The 12,593-nt window shown below is 65.7% G+C and carries 14 protein-coding genes; 13 read left to right on the forward strand and 1 reads right to left on the reverse strand.

Annotation, left to right across the window (positions count from 1 at the left end; translation table 11 throughout):
* Positions 1 to 98: 98 nt before the first annotated feature.
* Positions 99 to 1,223 carry a multidrug effflux MFS transporter gene (locus VI26_RS03750; RefSeq protein ID WP_197081368.1) on the reverse strand — a complete coding sequence of 375 codons (1,125 nt, stop codon included), beginning with the start codon at positions 1,221 to 1,223 and terminating at the stop codon, positions 99 to 101.
* Between the two features lie 302 nt (positions 1,224 to 1,525).
* Between VI26_RS03750 and VI26_RS03755 the strand changes: the two genes are divergently transcribed.
* The 13 genes from VI26_RS03755 (at position 1,526) to VI26_RS03815 (ending at position 12,553) form a co-directional block, all read left to right on the forward strand.
* Positions 1,526 to 2,122 (forward strand): nucleoside triphosphate pyrophosphatase, encoded by a 597-nt coding sequence (locus tag VI26_RS03755; protein WP_048408396.1) that lies wholly within the window; start codon positions 1,526 to 1,528, stop codon positions 2,120 to 2,122.
* 17 nt (positions 2,123 to 2,139) lie between these two features.
* The gene (gene rng / locus VI26_RS03760; protein ID WP_048408397.1) at positions 2,140 to 3,636 is read left to right on the forward strand and encodes a ribonuclease G; all 1,497 of its coding nucleotides are present in this window, start codon (positions 2,140 to 2,142) and stop codon (positions 3,634 to 3,636) included.
* Between the two features lie 9 nt (positions 3,637 to 3,645).
* Positions 3,646 to 4,356, forward strand: a complete 711-nt coding sequence (locus VI26_RS03765; RefSeq protein WP_048408398.1) for a TIGR02117 family protein — start codon at positions 3,646 to 3,648, stop codon at positions 4,354 to 4,356.
* A gap of 36 nt (positions 4,357 to 4,392) precedes the next feature.
* Positions 4,393 to 5,175, forward strand: coding sequence for a serine O-acetyltransferase (cysE, locus tag VI26_RS03770; RefSeq protein WP_048408399.1), 783 nt, complete (start codon positions 4,393 to 4,395; stop codon positions 5,173 to 5,175).
* On the forward strand, positions 5,172 to 5,978 hold the full coding sequence (locus VI26_RS03775; RefSeq protein WP_048408400.1) for a DUF3658 domain-containing protein: 807 nt from the start codon (positions 5,172 to 5,174) through the stop codon (positions 5,976 to 5,978). Before cysE ends, VI26_RS03775 begins: the two co-directional genes overlap by 4 nt.
* Before the next feature lie 145 nt (positions 5,979 to 6,123).
* The gene (locus tag VI26_RS03780; protein ID WP_048408401.1) at positions 6,124 to 6,966 is read left to right on the forward strand and encodes an isopenicillin N synthase family oxygenase; all 843 of its coding nucleotides are present in this window, start codon (positions 6,124 to 6,126) and stop codon (positions 6,964 to 6,966) included.
* Positions 6,967 to 7,256: 290 nt separating this feature from the next.
* Entirely contained in the window at positions 7,257 to 7,487 is a 231-nt protein-coding gene (locus tag VI26_RS03785) for a DUF2061 domain-containing protein (protein WP_048408402.1), read from the forward strand.
* A gap of 117 nt (positions 7,488 to 7,604) precedes the next feature.
* Positions 7,605 to 8,132, forward strand: coding sequence for a GbsR/MarR family transcriptional regulator (locus VI26_RS03790; RefSeq protein ID WP_048408403.1), 528 nt, complete (start codon positions 7,605 to 7,607; stop codon positions 8,130 to 8,132).
* A 114-nt stretch (positions 8,133 to 8,246) separates the two neighbouring features.
* Positions 8,247 to 8,618, forward strand: a complete 372-nt coding sequence (locus VI26_RS03795; protein ID WP_048408404.1) for a hypothetical protein — start codon at positions 8,247 to 8,249, stop codon at positions 8,616 to 8,618.
* Positions 8,615 to 9,454: a complex I NDUFA9 subunit family protein gene (locus tag VI26_RS03800; protein ID WP_048408405.1), complete on the forward strand. Its 840-nt coding sequence runs from the start codon at positions 8,615 to 8,617 to the stop codon at positions 9,452 to 9,454. The genes VI26_RS03795 and VI26_RS03800 overlap by 4 nt, the downstream gene beginning before the upstream one ends.
* The gene (locus tag VI26_RS03805) at positions 9,451 to 9,819 is read left to right on the forward strand and encodes a DoxX-like family protein (RefSeq protein WP_048408406.1); all 369 of its coding nucleotides are present in this window, start codon (positions 9,451 to 9,453) and stop codon (positions 9,817 to 9,819) included. The genes VI26_RS03800 and VI26_RS03805 overlap by 4 nt, the downstream gene beginning before the upstream one ends.
* Complete coding sequence (locus tag VI26_RS03810; RefSeq protein ID WP_048408407.1) at positions 9,816 to 10,283, forward strand: DUF2269 domain-containing protein; 468 nt, start codon at positions 9,816 to 9,818, stop codon at positions 10,281 to 10,283. Before VI26_RS03805 ends, VI26_RS03810 begins: the two co-directional genes overlap by 4 nt.
* A 113-nt stretch (positions 10,284 to 10,396) precedes the next feature.
* Complete coding sequence (locus VI26_RS03815) at positions 10,397 to 12,553, forward strand: UvrD-helicase domain-containing protein (protein WP_048408408.1); 2,157 nt, start codon at positions 10,397 to 10,399, stop codon at positions 12,551 to 12,553.
* Positions 12,554 to 12,593: the final 40 nt, after the last annotated feature.

Consider the following 12,593-nt stretch of genomic DNA (forward strand, 5'->3'; position numbering starts at 1 on the left):
AAGTTTGGGCCAATTGTCTGCCGATTGTAGGCTGCCAGACAAGCGCTAAAGCGGGACCGGCGCCACAAATCTCACAATACATGTCAAACGCTTGAAAATCAGTGGGTATTTTCCCGAATCGCCGCCGTCGAACGGGTCAGCCAACGGCAGGCGCCGGCCAAGAGCAATACCGTCGCGCCCAGCGCCCACTCGCCCGGCAGCGGCAAGGCGGCGAGGCCGGCCGACACCGCCGATGCGAACAGCATCTGAGCGCAGCCGAGCAAGGCGGCGGCGCGGCCGGCGGCCTGGGAGAACGGCGCCATCGCCATGCCGCTGGCGGGACCCAGCGTCCAGGCGAAACCCACGCTCAGCACGCCTATCGGCAGCATATAGTGCCAGGCGCCCGGCTGGCCGGACAAAGCCAGCAGCAAGACCCCGGCCAGCAACATGATGTTGAGGCCGTAGCGCAGCATGGCCTTCTGGCCGAAACGGCCGATCAGCTTCAGGCCGAGGAAGCTGGCCGCCATCACCAACAAGGCATTGCCGCCGAACAGCAGGCCGAAGGTCGTGGTGCTGATGCCGCCGCGCTCGATCAACACCATCGGCGCCAGCGTCACATAGCTGACGATCAAGGCCAGCGCGGTCGCGCAGCAAGCGCCGTAACGACGCAGCGCCGGGGTGGCCAGCACCTGGCGCATGCCCATCGCCGGGCCGGCGGCGCTGGAAGCCGCGGGCCGGGTTTCCGGCATCTTCCAGGCCAGCCACGCGCTGGCCAGCACCGCGCTGCCGCCCAGCACCAGGAAGCAGGACTGCCAGCCCCAGCGCGCGGTCAGCCAGCCGCCCAACAGCGGCGCCATCGCCGGCACCACGTTCAGCGCGGCGTTGAGCAGGCTATAGCGCTGCGCCGCGGCATTGCCGGAAAAACAATCACGCACCAGGGTGAACGCGCACACCGAGCTGGCGCTGGCGCCCAGGCCCTGCAGCATGCGCAAGGCCAGAAAGCCGCTCAGGCTGTCGCTGCGGCTGGCGCCAAACGCGGCCGCCGCGTACAGCAACAGGCCGCCCAGCGCCACCGGCTTGCGGCCGAAGCGGTCAGCCATCGGACCGAACAGCAACTGTCCCAGCCCCAGGCTGAAGATGAACACGCTGAGACTGAGCGCGACATCGGCCTGGAAATGCAACTGCATCGCCGGCATCGCCGACAGGTAAAGATCGATGCCCAAGGGATTGAACAGGATCAACAAAATGGCCGCCAAGGTGGCGGCACGGGCATACGGGGGAGGGCTAGCGTTCGGCATCGGGGTATGACGGCAGGGGCATCGGAAGCAAACCGGCATGATACCGGGGACAGCGCCGCGCCGCAGCAGAGCCCTGGAAAAAAACCCGCCCGCGCGCCGCGCCCATGTCTTTAAAAACAGCGAATTGACACCATTTAAACCCGACCGTACCGGCCTGAAAACGCCCGGAGCCTGACGGATTCGATGGTTGCGGCATCACGCGTCTGGTAACCTAGGCAGCGACCCAAAGAACAAATGAGCAGACTATCATGACCGCAAATGACACCCGGATTTACCTGTCTTCCGGCAGCCCGCGCCGCCGCGAAATTCTGGAACAGCTGGGCATGCACCTGGAGCGCATCCACGCCGATATCGATGAATCGGTGCTGCCCGGCGAGTCCGCCGTCGCCTATACCGAACGGCTGGCGCTGTCCAAGGCCGAAGCCGGCTGGCAGGTGGTGATGTCCTGCGGTCTGCCGTCGCGGCCCTTGCTGGCCGCCGACACCACGGTGGCGATGGACGGCGAAATCTTCGGCAAGCCGGAAAACGCCGACGACGCCCGCCGCATGCTGCGCGCCTTTTCCGGCCGCAACCACCAGGCGATCACCAGCGTGGCCGTGCGCGAGGACGACAAGGTACGGCTCAAGACCTCGGTCACCGATGTATTCTTCCGCCCGCTCAGCGAACAGGACATCGAACGCTACCTGGCCAGCGGCGAGCCCTTCGACAAGGCCGGCGCCTACGGCATCCAGGGCAAGGCCGGCGTCTTCGTCGAGCGCATCCACGGCAGCCATAGCGGCGTCATGGGCTTGCCCATCTTCGAAACCGCGGCGCTGCTCGGCGAATTCGGCTTTCAATTTCCTTAAGCGCGCGGGGGACCACCATGCTGCATCAATCGATACCCCTGCCGCGCGATCTGCCGCGGCCCAAGGAACAGATCCTGGTCAACATCACGCCGCAGGAAACCCGGGTCGCGGTGCTGGAAGACGCCGTGGTCCAGGAGCTGCACGTGGAACGCGCCGCCAGCCGCGGCATCGTCGGCAACATCTATCTGGGTCAGGTCAAGCGCGTGCTGCCCGGCATGCAGAGCGCCTTCATTGAAATCGGCCTGGAGCGCGCCGCCTTCCTGCACATCGCCGATGTGCTGGAGCAACGCCAGCACCCGACCGAGCCGCAACGCATCGAAAAAATGCTGTTCGAAGGCCAGACCGTGCTGGTGCAGGTGATCAAGGATCCGATCGGCACCAAGGGCGCGCGCCTGTCCACCCAGATATCGCTGGCCGGCCGCTTCCTGGTGCACCTGCCGCAGGAAGAACACATCGGCGTTTCGCAGAAAATAGACAGCGAGAACGAACGCCACAGCCTGAAATCCCGGCTGGAAAAGCTGCTGCCGGCCAACAGCCCGCGCGGCTACATCATCCGCACCAGCGCCGAGACCGCCCGCGACGACGAACTGGCCGCCGACATCGGCTACCTGTCCAAGCTGTGGTCCGACATCCGCCACAAGTCCCAGCACCTGCCGGCGCAAAGCCTGCTGTACGAAGACCTGCCATTGGCGGTGCGCGTGCTGCGCGACATGGTCAGCGGCTTCACCGACCAAGTGGTGGTGGATTCCACCGAGAATTACAGCCGCATGGTGGAGTTCGCCGAGCAATACGTGCAGATCGCAGTGGACAAGATCGAACGCTACAGCGGCGAACGCCCGCTGTTCGAACTGCACGGCATCGAGGCCGAGATCGACAAGGCGCTGGCGCGCCGCGTCAACCTCAAGTTCGGCGGCTACCTGATCATCGACCAGACCGAGGCGATGACCACGATAGACGTCAACACCGGCGGCTTCGTCGGCAACCGCAACTTCGACGAAACCATCTTCAAGACCAATCTGGAAGCCACCCAGACTATTGCGCGGCAACTGCGGCTGCGCAACCTCGGCGGCATCATCATCGTCGACTTCATCGACATGGACAACGACGAGCACCAGTCCGCGGTGCTGGCGGAACTGGCCAAGGCGATGGCGCGCGACCGCACCCGCGTCACCCTCAACGGCTTCACCAGCCTGGGCCTGGTGGAAATCACCCGCAAGCGCACCCGCGAGAGCCTGGCCCACGTGCTGTGCGAGCCCTGCCCCACCTGCCAGGGCCGCGGCGAGATCAAGACCGCGCAGACCGTGTGCTACGAGATCCAGCGCGAGATCGTGCGCGAGGCGCGCCAGTTCGACGCCAAGGGCTACCGCATCCTGGCCGCGCAATCGGTGATCGACATGTTCATAGACGAGGAATCGCAAAGCCTGGCGATGCTGATCGACTTCATCGGCAAGCCGATCTCCCTGTCGGTGGAAGCCACTTATACCCAGGAGCAGTTCGACGTCGTCCTTCTCTAAGCTCCGCCCATGACAACAATCTTGCCCCCGCGGCGGCCGCGCCTGTTCCGGCGCGCGCTGCGGTGCTTGCTATGCCTGCTGGCCCTGCCGCTCCTCTACCTGTTGACCGCGCTGGTCCTGGGCCTGTTGCCCGCCAACCGCGACTGGCGCGCGCCGGCCGCCGGTATTCCGGTCTATCTCGACAGCAACGGCGTGCACGCCGGCCTGCTGCTGCCGCGCCGCGCCGCGGGCATGGACTGGGACAATGAGTTTTCGCCGCAGCATCCGCGCCTCCGGCCTAATCTGGACAAACAGCCCTATGTCGGCATAGGCTGGGGCAGCCGCAGCTTTTTCCTGGACACGCAGAATTGGTCCGACCTCACCCCCGGCAACGCGCTCTACGCGCTGTCCGGCCTGGACGGCACCGTGCTGCACGTGGAATACCTGCCGCCGCCGCGCGAAAACGCCGCCACCCGGCGCATCCTGCTCACGCCCGAACAATACCGGCGGCTGACCGGCTACATCCGCGCCGCCATCGCCCGCGACGGCGCCGGACAGGCCGTCTGGATGCAGGGCTATCATTACCATGAGCAGGACGCCTTTTACCTGGCCAACGGCCGCTACAGCCCATTGACCACCTGCAACCAGTGGGTGCGCAACGCGCTGGACGCCAGCGGCGTGCGCACCGCCTGGTGGTCGCCGTTCGACCGCGCGCTGTTCTGGCAATTGAAAGACCGCTGAGGCGCGCGCCGCCGCAGCTCAAGGGAGTTTTGCAAGATGAACGAAGCAAACGGCGATCCGCTCTGGCTCGCCATCCGACAGGAAGCCACGCAAGCCGCCCAGGATGAACCCATGCTGGCCAGCTTCCTGCACATGACCGTGCTGCGCCACAACACCCTGGAAGACGTGCTCGCCTTCCACCTGTCCAGCAAGCTCGCCAGCCCGGTGATGGACGCCCGCGCGCTGATGGAACTGTTCCGCGAAGCGCTGGACGCCGACCCGGCCATCAGCGCCGCCGCGCGCGCCGACATCAGCGCCTGTTTCGACCGCGATCCGGCTTGCGACAACTACTCCACCCCGCTGCTGTATTTCAAGGGCTTCCACGCCATCCAGTGCCAGCGCATCACCCACTGGCTGTGGCGCGAAGAGCGTAAAACCCTGGCGCTGTTCCTGCAAAACCGCATCTCCGAAGTCACCGGCGCCGACATCCACCCGGCCGCGCGCATCGGCCAGGGCGTGATGCTGGACCACGGCACCGGCGTGGTGGTCGGCGAAACCGCCGTCATCGGCGACAACGTTTCGCTGCTGCAAGGCGTGACCCTGGGCGGTACCGGCAAGGAACACGGCGACCGCCATCCCAAGATCGCCGACGGCGTGCTGATCGGCGCCAACACCTCCATCCTCGGCAACATCCAGGTGGGCGCCTGCGCCAAGATCGGCGCCGGCAGCGTGGTGCTGGAAGACGTGCCGGCCCACACCACCGTGGTGGGCGTGCCCGCCCGCGTGGTGGCGCGCGCCTGCGAAGGCACCCCGGCGCTGGACATGGACCAGCGCGTGTGAGCGCGAACCGGCTGCATGTCGCCGTCGGCGACTCCGGCGCCGGCATGCTGCAGGCGCTGCGGCGCGACGGCCTGCTCGACGGCGAAGTGCTGGCCTTCATCGAAGACCTGAGCGCCGGTCCGCTGCTGGACGCCGATGCCATCGATCAAGGGCTGCGCCTGGCCTGGCACCAACAACTGCTGCAAGCCCAGCCCTGGCTGCCGGAATACGAGGACGATTGGCTGCGCCGGCATCAGGCCAGCCGCAGGGCGCTGCTGCGACTGCTGGAACAGCCGCGCCCGCTCACCGTCTGGCTGGGCCGCAACGCCGGCGACCACCTGGCGCTGGCGCTGTTGGCCGAGCAACTGCCCGCGCACTGCCCGCTGTCCGTCATCGCCGTGCCGGAACCGGCCTGGCAAGCCGGCGACGAGATGGCGGAATGGAGCTTGGCCATGCTGCCGCTGGAACGGCTGGCCGCCTGCCTGCCGCAGCAACGCCCGCTCAGCGCCGCGGAACGGCAAGCGCTGGCCGCGCAATGGCGCCACTGGCGCGAACACGGCCTGGGCCTGCGCCGCTGGCAGGACAACGCCATCGTCGAAGCGCCGCTAGAGCATTACGATGCGCTGCTGCTGGAACAGATCGGCGCGGACCCGCTCGCTATCCAGCGCATAGTCGGCGCCGCGTTCATCGACATCCGCGAAGCGCTGGTTTCATCCGATTTTCTGTTCTGGCGCGTGCAGCAACTGCTGCGCGCGGGCCGATTCTGCGCCGAAAGCGCGGCTGGAGCGGCGGGTTCTTCCCCGCGAATCCGCCGCGGCGCCTGAAGCCCAGTTGCTACAGCGCGACATCTGTCCTGAAGGACTACAGCAAGCGCTTGGTGATGCACAGGCGCGCGGGTAAAATCCCAGCCCTTGACGCCTGCCCCGCCATTGAATGGCAGCGTCCTGCAATCCTCAGGAACCCCACCCCATGAACGTCAGAGTTGTCGATTACCACGCACCGGACGCCGCGGAACAATTCACCCGCTCCTTGCACGAAACCGGCTTCGGCGTGCTGGTCAATCATCCGGTACCCCAAGACCTGGTCGAAAAAATCTATGCGGACTGGCTCGCCTTCTTCAACAGCCAGGCCAAATACGATTACGCCTTCTCCATGGAACGCCAGGACGGCTGGTTCTCGCCGGAAGTGTCGGAAACCGCCAAGGGCGCAACCCTGAAAGACATCAAGGAATACTTCCACATCTACCCCTGGGGCCGCGTGCCGCCGCAGCTCAAGGCCGATACCGACCGCTACTACGCCATCGCCAACCAGCTGGCGCAGGAACTGCTGTCCTGGGTGCAGCAATACACCCCGGCCCACATCGCCGCCCATTACACCGAGCCGCTGTCGCACATGATCGCCGACAGCCAGAAAACCCTGTTGCGCGTGCTGCGCTACCCGCCGCTGACCGGCCAGGAACCGGCCGGATCGCTGCGCGCCGCCGCCCATGGCGACATCAATCTGCTGACCATCCTGCCCGCAGCCAACGAGCCCGGCCTGCAAGTGCAGGACAAGCAGGGCGAATGGTTGGACGTGCCCTGTGATTTCGGCACCCTGGTGGTCAATATCGGCGACATGCTGCAAGAAGCGTCCGCCGGCTACTACCCGTCCACCCAACACCGCGTGGTCAACCCCAGCGGCGAAGGCGCGAGCAAGAACCGCATCTCGCTGCCGCTATTCCTGCACCCGCGCCCGGAAGTGGTGCTGTCCGAGCGCTATACCGCGGACAGCTATCTGAACGAGCGTCTGCGCGAACTGGGCGTCAAGATGTAAGAACCTGTTTACGTTCCGCCGCGCGTCGCGCGGCGTAACACGGTGGATGCGGCTTCGCAGCCTCATCCACCGTCTCCCTGCCACAACGCCTTGTCTCGCCGGCACTCGCGAGATCGCGAACAGACACCAAGTTCCTCGCAGCAGCGGCCTTCCTGCTACCGCCAGCAGCCATCCACAATCAAAACAAAAATCTCATTAGTAAAATGCTATCGCTCTAAGCAAAATATTCAACTGGCTCACACAAATGATAATGACTATCATTCAATAAATACTCAATGTGGAGCCCAGCCATGCTCAAGACCATCACCTTCGCTATCTGCCATTTCACCGTCGCCTTCAGCGTGGCGTATCTGCTGACCGGCAATATCGGCGTCTCCAGCCTATTGGCGCTGGTGGAGCCCCTGGTCAACACCGTGGCCTACTACTTCCACGAAAAAGTATGGGACCGCATCCGCGGCCGCAAGGCCCAAACCGCTGAAACCGGCTCAGCCGGACACAACGTCCTGTTCCACCAGCACTGATGCCAACAACGCCGCGCCCTTTGTCTGGCGCGGCCCTTTCTCCGCCGCTCCTGCCTTACTTCATGCCAATCAATTTCTGCATTGACAGAAATTTCGGAAACAACTATTGTTTCCGCCATGGAACTGACACCCGTATCTCAACGCTTCGTGCTGCACTGGGGCGAAATGGGCACCCGCTGGGGCGTGAACCGCACCGTCGCGCAAATACACGCGCTGCTGTTCATCACCGGCCGCCCGCTGAACGCCGAAGAACTGGCCGACACCCTCAATGTGGCCCGCTCCAATATCAGCAACAGCCTGAAAGAACTGCAGAACTGGCAGCTGATCCGCATCGTGCACGTGCTGGGCGACCGCCGCGACCACTTCGAGACCTCGGGCGACGTCTGGGAACTATTCCGCATCATCGTCGCGGAACGGCAACGCCGTGAAATCGAGCCCACCTTGCAGGTGCTGAAGGAATGCATAGACAGCCCGGACTTCCAACAGGAGAGCCCGCTGGCGCAGGAACGCATCCGCAACACCTGGCAGTTCATGGACACGCTGACCACCTGGACCCGTGAAATGCTGCGGTTGTCCACCGCCACGCTGAGCCGGGTGTTGAAGATGGGCGCCAGCATCCAGAAGCTGCTGGGACGGGATAAATAAGTTCGCCGCGCACGCGGGCGGCACCGGGCGGCCTTGCGCCGCCGGAAACCCCGCGCATTTTTTTGCCATCACATTTCTGTTTTGACAGAAATTTCAGAAACAAAGGAGAACACCATGAGCGGATTCATCATCAGCATGATCATCGTCCCCCTGCTGTGCAGCCTGCTGTGCTGGTGGCTGCTGGCCGCCCCCTTGCGGCAAGTGACCCAGGCGCTGTGCGAACACGGCTCTGGCGGGCCGTTCTGGCAGCGCGCCTTCCTGATACTGATCCTGGCCGGTCCGCTGCTGGCCGTGCTGCTGCTCGCGCCGGACGCGCCCTCCAGCTCCCTGTGGCAGGACATCCGCGGCATCCTGATGTGGGCCTTGCTGGGCGTGGTGGCGCAGTTGCTGGTGCTGCTGCGCCTGGTCTGGCAGCAAGTGGCGCCGCGTCCCAGCGCTCATCAGGTCCAAGCCGCGCCGGCCGCGCCCCGGGAGGCTGCGCAATGAAGATACTGCTCTTGGGAGGCAGCGGCTTCATCGGCCGGCCGCTGCGCCAGCGGCTGGAACGGGATGGTCACCAGGTCAGCGCGCCCTCGCATCGACAGCTGGACCTGCGTCAGCCGCGCGCCGACTGGCGCCACTGGCTGGAAGGCGTCGACGTGGTGGTCAACGCCGCCGGCCAACTGCTGGACCAGCCAGCCGGCGCGCTGGAAGCCATCCACCACCTGGGGCCGTTGCAACTGGCCAGCATGGCCTACCAGGCCGATGTGCGCCGCTGGGTGCAGCTGTCGGCGCTGGGAGCCGATCCACAGGACACCACCTTGTTCCTGGCCAGCAAGGGCCGCGGCGACGCCGCCCTGCTGGCCAGCGGCCTGGAAGCCCGCATTGCGCGCCCCTCGCTGATCTACGGCCCGCAAGGCGCCAGCAGCCGCCTGCTGCTGCAACTGGCGCGCTTGCCGCTGTGGCTGCTGCCCGACGGCGGCGGTCAATGGCTGCAGCCGGTGGCGCGCGACGATGTGATCGACGGACTGGCGCGGCTGGCCGTGGCCGACGACGCACCCGACGGCGTGATCGATTTCGTCGGCGCCGAGGCGCTGACGCTGGCCGACTATCTGCGGCAGCTGCGCCAATTGCAGGGCAAGCCCTCGCCCGCCTACATCCTCAACCTGCCGCCGCAGGCCAGCCGGGCCTTGGCCGCCCTGGCCGAACGCTGGCCGACCAGCCTGCTCAGTCGCGACACCCTGGACATGCTGAACCGCGGCAGCTGCGGCGATCCCACGGCGCTTGGCGCGCTGCTGCAACGCGCGCCGCTGGCCAGCCGCCAATTCCGGGAAGCGCCATGAGCCCCTCCACCCGCGGCATCGAATACGCGCTGGCGGCGCTGTGGCTGTGGAGCGGCCTGCAACCGCCGCTCAGCGGCTGGGACGCCTCCATCGCCCTGCTGCAACGGCTGCCGCTGCCGGCGGCCTGGGCCGCGCCGCTCTTCCTCGCCGCCTGCGGCCTGGATATCGCCTTCGGCCTGCTGACGCTGTGGCGCCCCTGCCGCGCCCTATGGCTGGCCCAGGCCACCGCCGTCGCCGGCTACAGCCTGGCGCTGGCGCTCTGGCTGCCGGAAAACTGGCTGCATCCGTTCGCGCCCCTAGTGAAAAACCTGCCCATCCTGGCCATGCTGCTATGGCTGGGCGCCCGCCGGGAGATTTCCAGATGAACGACTATCTCATCGTCAAGACCCTGCACATCCTGTCCGCCACCCTGATGGTGGGCACCGGCTTCGGCTCGGCCTTCTATATGTTCTTCGCCAACCGCGGCCGCCAAAGCGCGGCGCAGGCAGAAGTGGCGCGGCTGGTGGTGCGCGCCGACTGGTGGTTCACCACGCCGGCGGTGATTTTCCAGCCGCTGTCCGGCCTGTGGCTGGCGCGCCAGGCCGGCTGGCCGCTCAGCAGCGGCTGGCTGCTCGCCTCCATCGGCCTGTTCCTGTTCGCCGGCCTGTGCTGGCTGCCGGTGCTGAGGCTGCAAACCCGCATGGCGACGATGGCCCGCGCCGCGGTCGCCGCCGACCAGCCGCTGCCGGCGCGCTACTGGCGTTACGCCCGCTATTGGGAATATCTGGGCTATCCGGCGTTCTGCGCGATGCTGGCGGTGTATTTCCTGATGGTGTTGAAGCCGGCCTGAGCGCCGAGAACCCGATCACAAGCGGCGCAAACGCGGCTAGACGGCACTAAAGCCGCCACGCCGCGCGCCTGGTGTAAAATGGCGTTTTGCCTGAACCTGATAGACGCATCGCCATGACAGATCTCCTCGCCGGCCTCAACCCAGAACAACTGCGCGCCGTCACCTGGCCCGCCAAGAGCGCGCTGGTGCTGGCCGGCGCGGGCAGCGGCAAGACCCGGGTGCTGACCACCCGCATCGCCTGGCTGCTGTCCACCGGACAAATCGGCCCCAGCGGCATTCTGGCGGTGACCTTCACCAACAAGGCCGCGCGCGAAATGCAGACCCGGCTGGCAACCATGGTGCCGGTGAACGTTCGCACCATGTGGATAGGCACTTTCCACGGCCTGTGCAACCGCTTCCTGCGCTCCCACTACCGCGACGCCGGCCTGCCGCAAACCTTCCAGATCCTGGACTCCGCCGACCAACAAGCGGCGATCAAGCGCCTGCTGAAAAGCCTGGAGCTATCCGACGAGAAATTCCCGCCGCGCGCGGTGCAAAGCTTCATCAACGGCAGCAAGGAAGCCGGCCTGCGCGCCGACAGGCTGCCGCCGGCGCTCAATCCCTACGAAGCCAAGCTGGTGGAACTGTACGCCGCCTACGACGCCCAGTGCCGCCGCGAAGGCGTGGTGGATTTCGCCGAGCTGCTGCTGCGCAGCTACGAACTGCTGAGCGCCAATCAGGCGCTGCGCCAGCACTATTGCAGCCGCTTCAGCCACATCCTGGTGGACGAGTTCCAGGACACCAACCGCCTGCAGTACGCCTGGCTCAAGCTCTTGGCCGGCGATGGCGGCTCCTTGTTCGCCGTCGGCGACGACGACCAGAGCATCTACGCCTTCCGCGGCGCGGAAGTGGGCAATATGCGCGCCCTGCTGAATGATTTCTCGGTCAGCGAACCGGTGCGGCTGGAACAGAACTACCGCTCGATGGGCAATATCCTCAATGCCGCCAACGCGTTGATCGAGCAAAACGACGGCCGGCTGGGCAAGAACCTGTGGACCGACGCCGGCGAAGGCGAAAAAATCCGCCTGTTCGAAGCCTACTCCGACGGCGAGGAAGCCGAATTCATCATCGACGAAGTGCGCAGCCTCAAGCGCGACGGCTTCAATCTGTCCGACATGGCCGTGCTCTATCGCTCCAACGCTCAGTCGCGCTTGCTGGAACACGTACTGGTCAACGCCCAGATTCCCTACCGCATCTACGGCGGCCTGCGCTTCTTCGAGCGCCAGGAAATCAAGCACGCGCTGGCCTATCTGCGCCTGATCGCCAATCCGGAAGACGACAACGCGCTGCTGCGCGTGATCAATGTGCCGGCGCGCGGCATCGGCGCACGCACCGTGGAAGGCCTGCAAGCGGTCAGCCGCGAACAAGGCGTCACCCTGTGGCAGGCGGCCTGCGCCTCCGGCGGCGGCCGCACCGCCGCCAAGCTGGGCGAATTCGTGCTGCTGGTGGAACGCATGCGCGAGCGCGGCCGCGAGCTGCCGCTGGCCGAGGCCGTCAGCCTGGCCATAGACGACTCCGGCCTGCGCGCGATGTACGAGCAAGACAAGAAGGAAGGCGAGGAACGGCTGGCCAACCTGGACGAACTGATCAACGCCGCCACCGGCTTCATGCCGGACGAGCCGGCGCAGGCGCTGACCGAATTCCTCACCGCCGCCAGCCTGGAAGCCGGCGAACACCAGGCCGAAGCCGGCAGCGACGCGCTGCAGCTGATGACGGTACACGCAGCCAAGGGCCTTGAGTTCGACGCCGTCTTCGTCTCCGGCCTGGAAGAAGGCCTTTTCCCGCACGAAAACAGCATGAACGACGGCAAGGGCCTGCAGGAAGAACGCCGGCTGATGTATGTGGCCATCACCCGCGCGCGCCAGCGCCTCTACCTGTCCAGCGCGCAAAGCCGCATGCTGCACGGCCAGAGCCGCTACCCGATCCGCTCGCGCTTCGTCGACGAAATCCCGGCGGAACTCACCCACGACCTATCTGCTAAAGTGAAAGCGCCGACCAAGACAAATGCATCGACAAGCGCATCCTGGCGCACGGCCCCCAAAGTGGGCCGCGTGGCGGCCGACAACAGCCAGGGCTTCCGTATCGGCCAATCGGTGGAACACGCCAAGTTCGGCAGCGGCGTGGTGATCAATGCCGAAGGCGGCGGCGAGGATGTGCGCTTGCAAATCAATTTCGCCGAGCACGGCGTGAAGTGGCTGGACCTGCGCTACGCCAAACTGAGCGCCGGCTGAGCCGCTCGCCCCGCTTGAGCGATTTTTGTAAGTCACACTG

The organism is Chromobacterium sp. LK1 (assembly GCF_001043555.1).
GTDB lineage: Bacteria > Pseudomonadota > Gammaproteobacteria > Burkholderiales > Chromobacteriaceae > Chromobacterium > Chromobacterium aquaticum.

What these genes read in the sequence shown, in the direction of transcription:
- VI26_RS03755 (WP_048408396.1), top strand. Translation starts at nt 1,526, where the DNA reads ATGACCGCAAATGACACCCGGATTTACCTGTCTTCCGGCAGCCCGCGC.
- rng (WP_048408397.1), top strand. Translation starts at nt 2,140, where the DNA reads ATGCTGCATCAATCGATACCCCTGCCGCGCGATCTGCCGCGGCCCAAG.
- VI26_RS03765 (WP_048408398.1), top strand. Translation starts at nt 3,646, where the DNA reads ATGACAACAATCTTGCCCCCGCGGCGGCCGCGCCTGTTCCGGCGCGCG.
- cysE (WP_048408399.1), top strand. Translation starts at nt 4,393, where the DNA reads ATGAACGAAGCAAACGGCGATCCGCTCTGGCTCGCCATCCGACAGGAA.
- VI26_RS03780 (WP_048408401.1), top strand. Translation starts at nt 6,124, where the DNA reads ATGAACGTCAGAGTTGTCGATTACCACGCACCGGACGCCGCGGAACAA.
- VI26_RS03785 (WP_048408402.1), top strand. Translation starts at nt 7,257, where the DNA reads ATGCTCAAGACCATCACCTTCGCTATCTGCCATTTCACCGTCGCCTTC.
- VI26_RS03790 (WP_048408403.1), top strand. Translation starts at nt 7,605, where the DNA reads ATGGAACTGACACCCGTATCTCAACGCTTCGTGCTGCACTGGGGCGAA.
- VI26_RS03795 (WP_048408404.1), top strand. Translation starts at nt 8,247, where the DNA reads ATGAGCGGATTCATCATCAGCATGATCATCGTCCCCCTGCTGTGCAGC.
- VI26_RS03800 (WP_048408405.1), top strand. Translation starts at nt 8,615, where the DNA reads ATGAAGATACTGCTCTTGGGAGGCAGCGGCTTCATCGGCCGGCCGCTG.
- VI26_RS03805 (WP_048408406.1), top strand. Translation starts at nt 9,451, where the DNA reads ATGAGCCCCTCCACCCGCGGCATCGAATACGCGCTGGCGGCGCTGTGG.
- VI26_RS03810 (WP_048408407.1), top strand. Translation starts at nt 9,816, where the DNA reads ATGAACGACTATCTCATCGTCAAGACCCTGCACATCCTGTCCGCCACC.
- VI26_RS03815 (WP_048408408.1), top strand. Translation starts at nt 10,397, where the DNA reads ATGACAGATCTCCTCGCCGGCCTCAACCCAGAACAACTGCGCGCCGTC.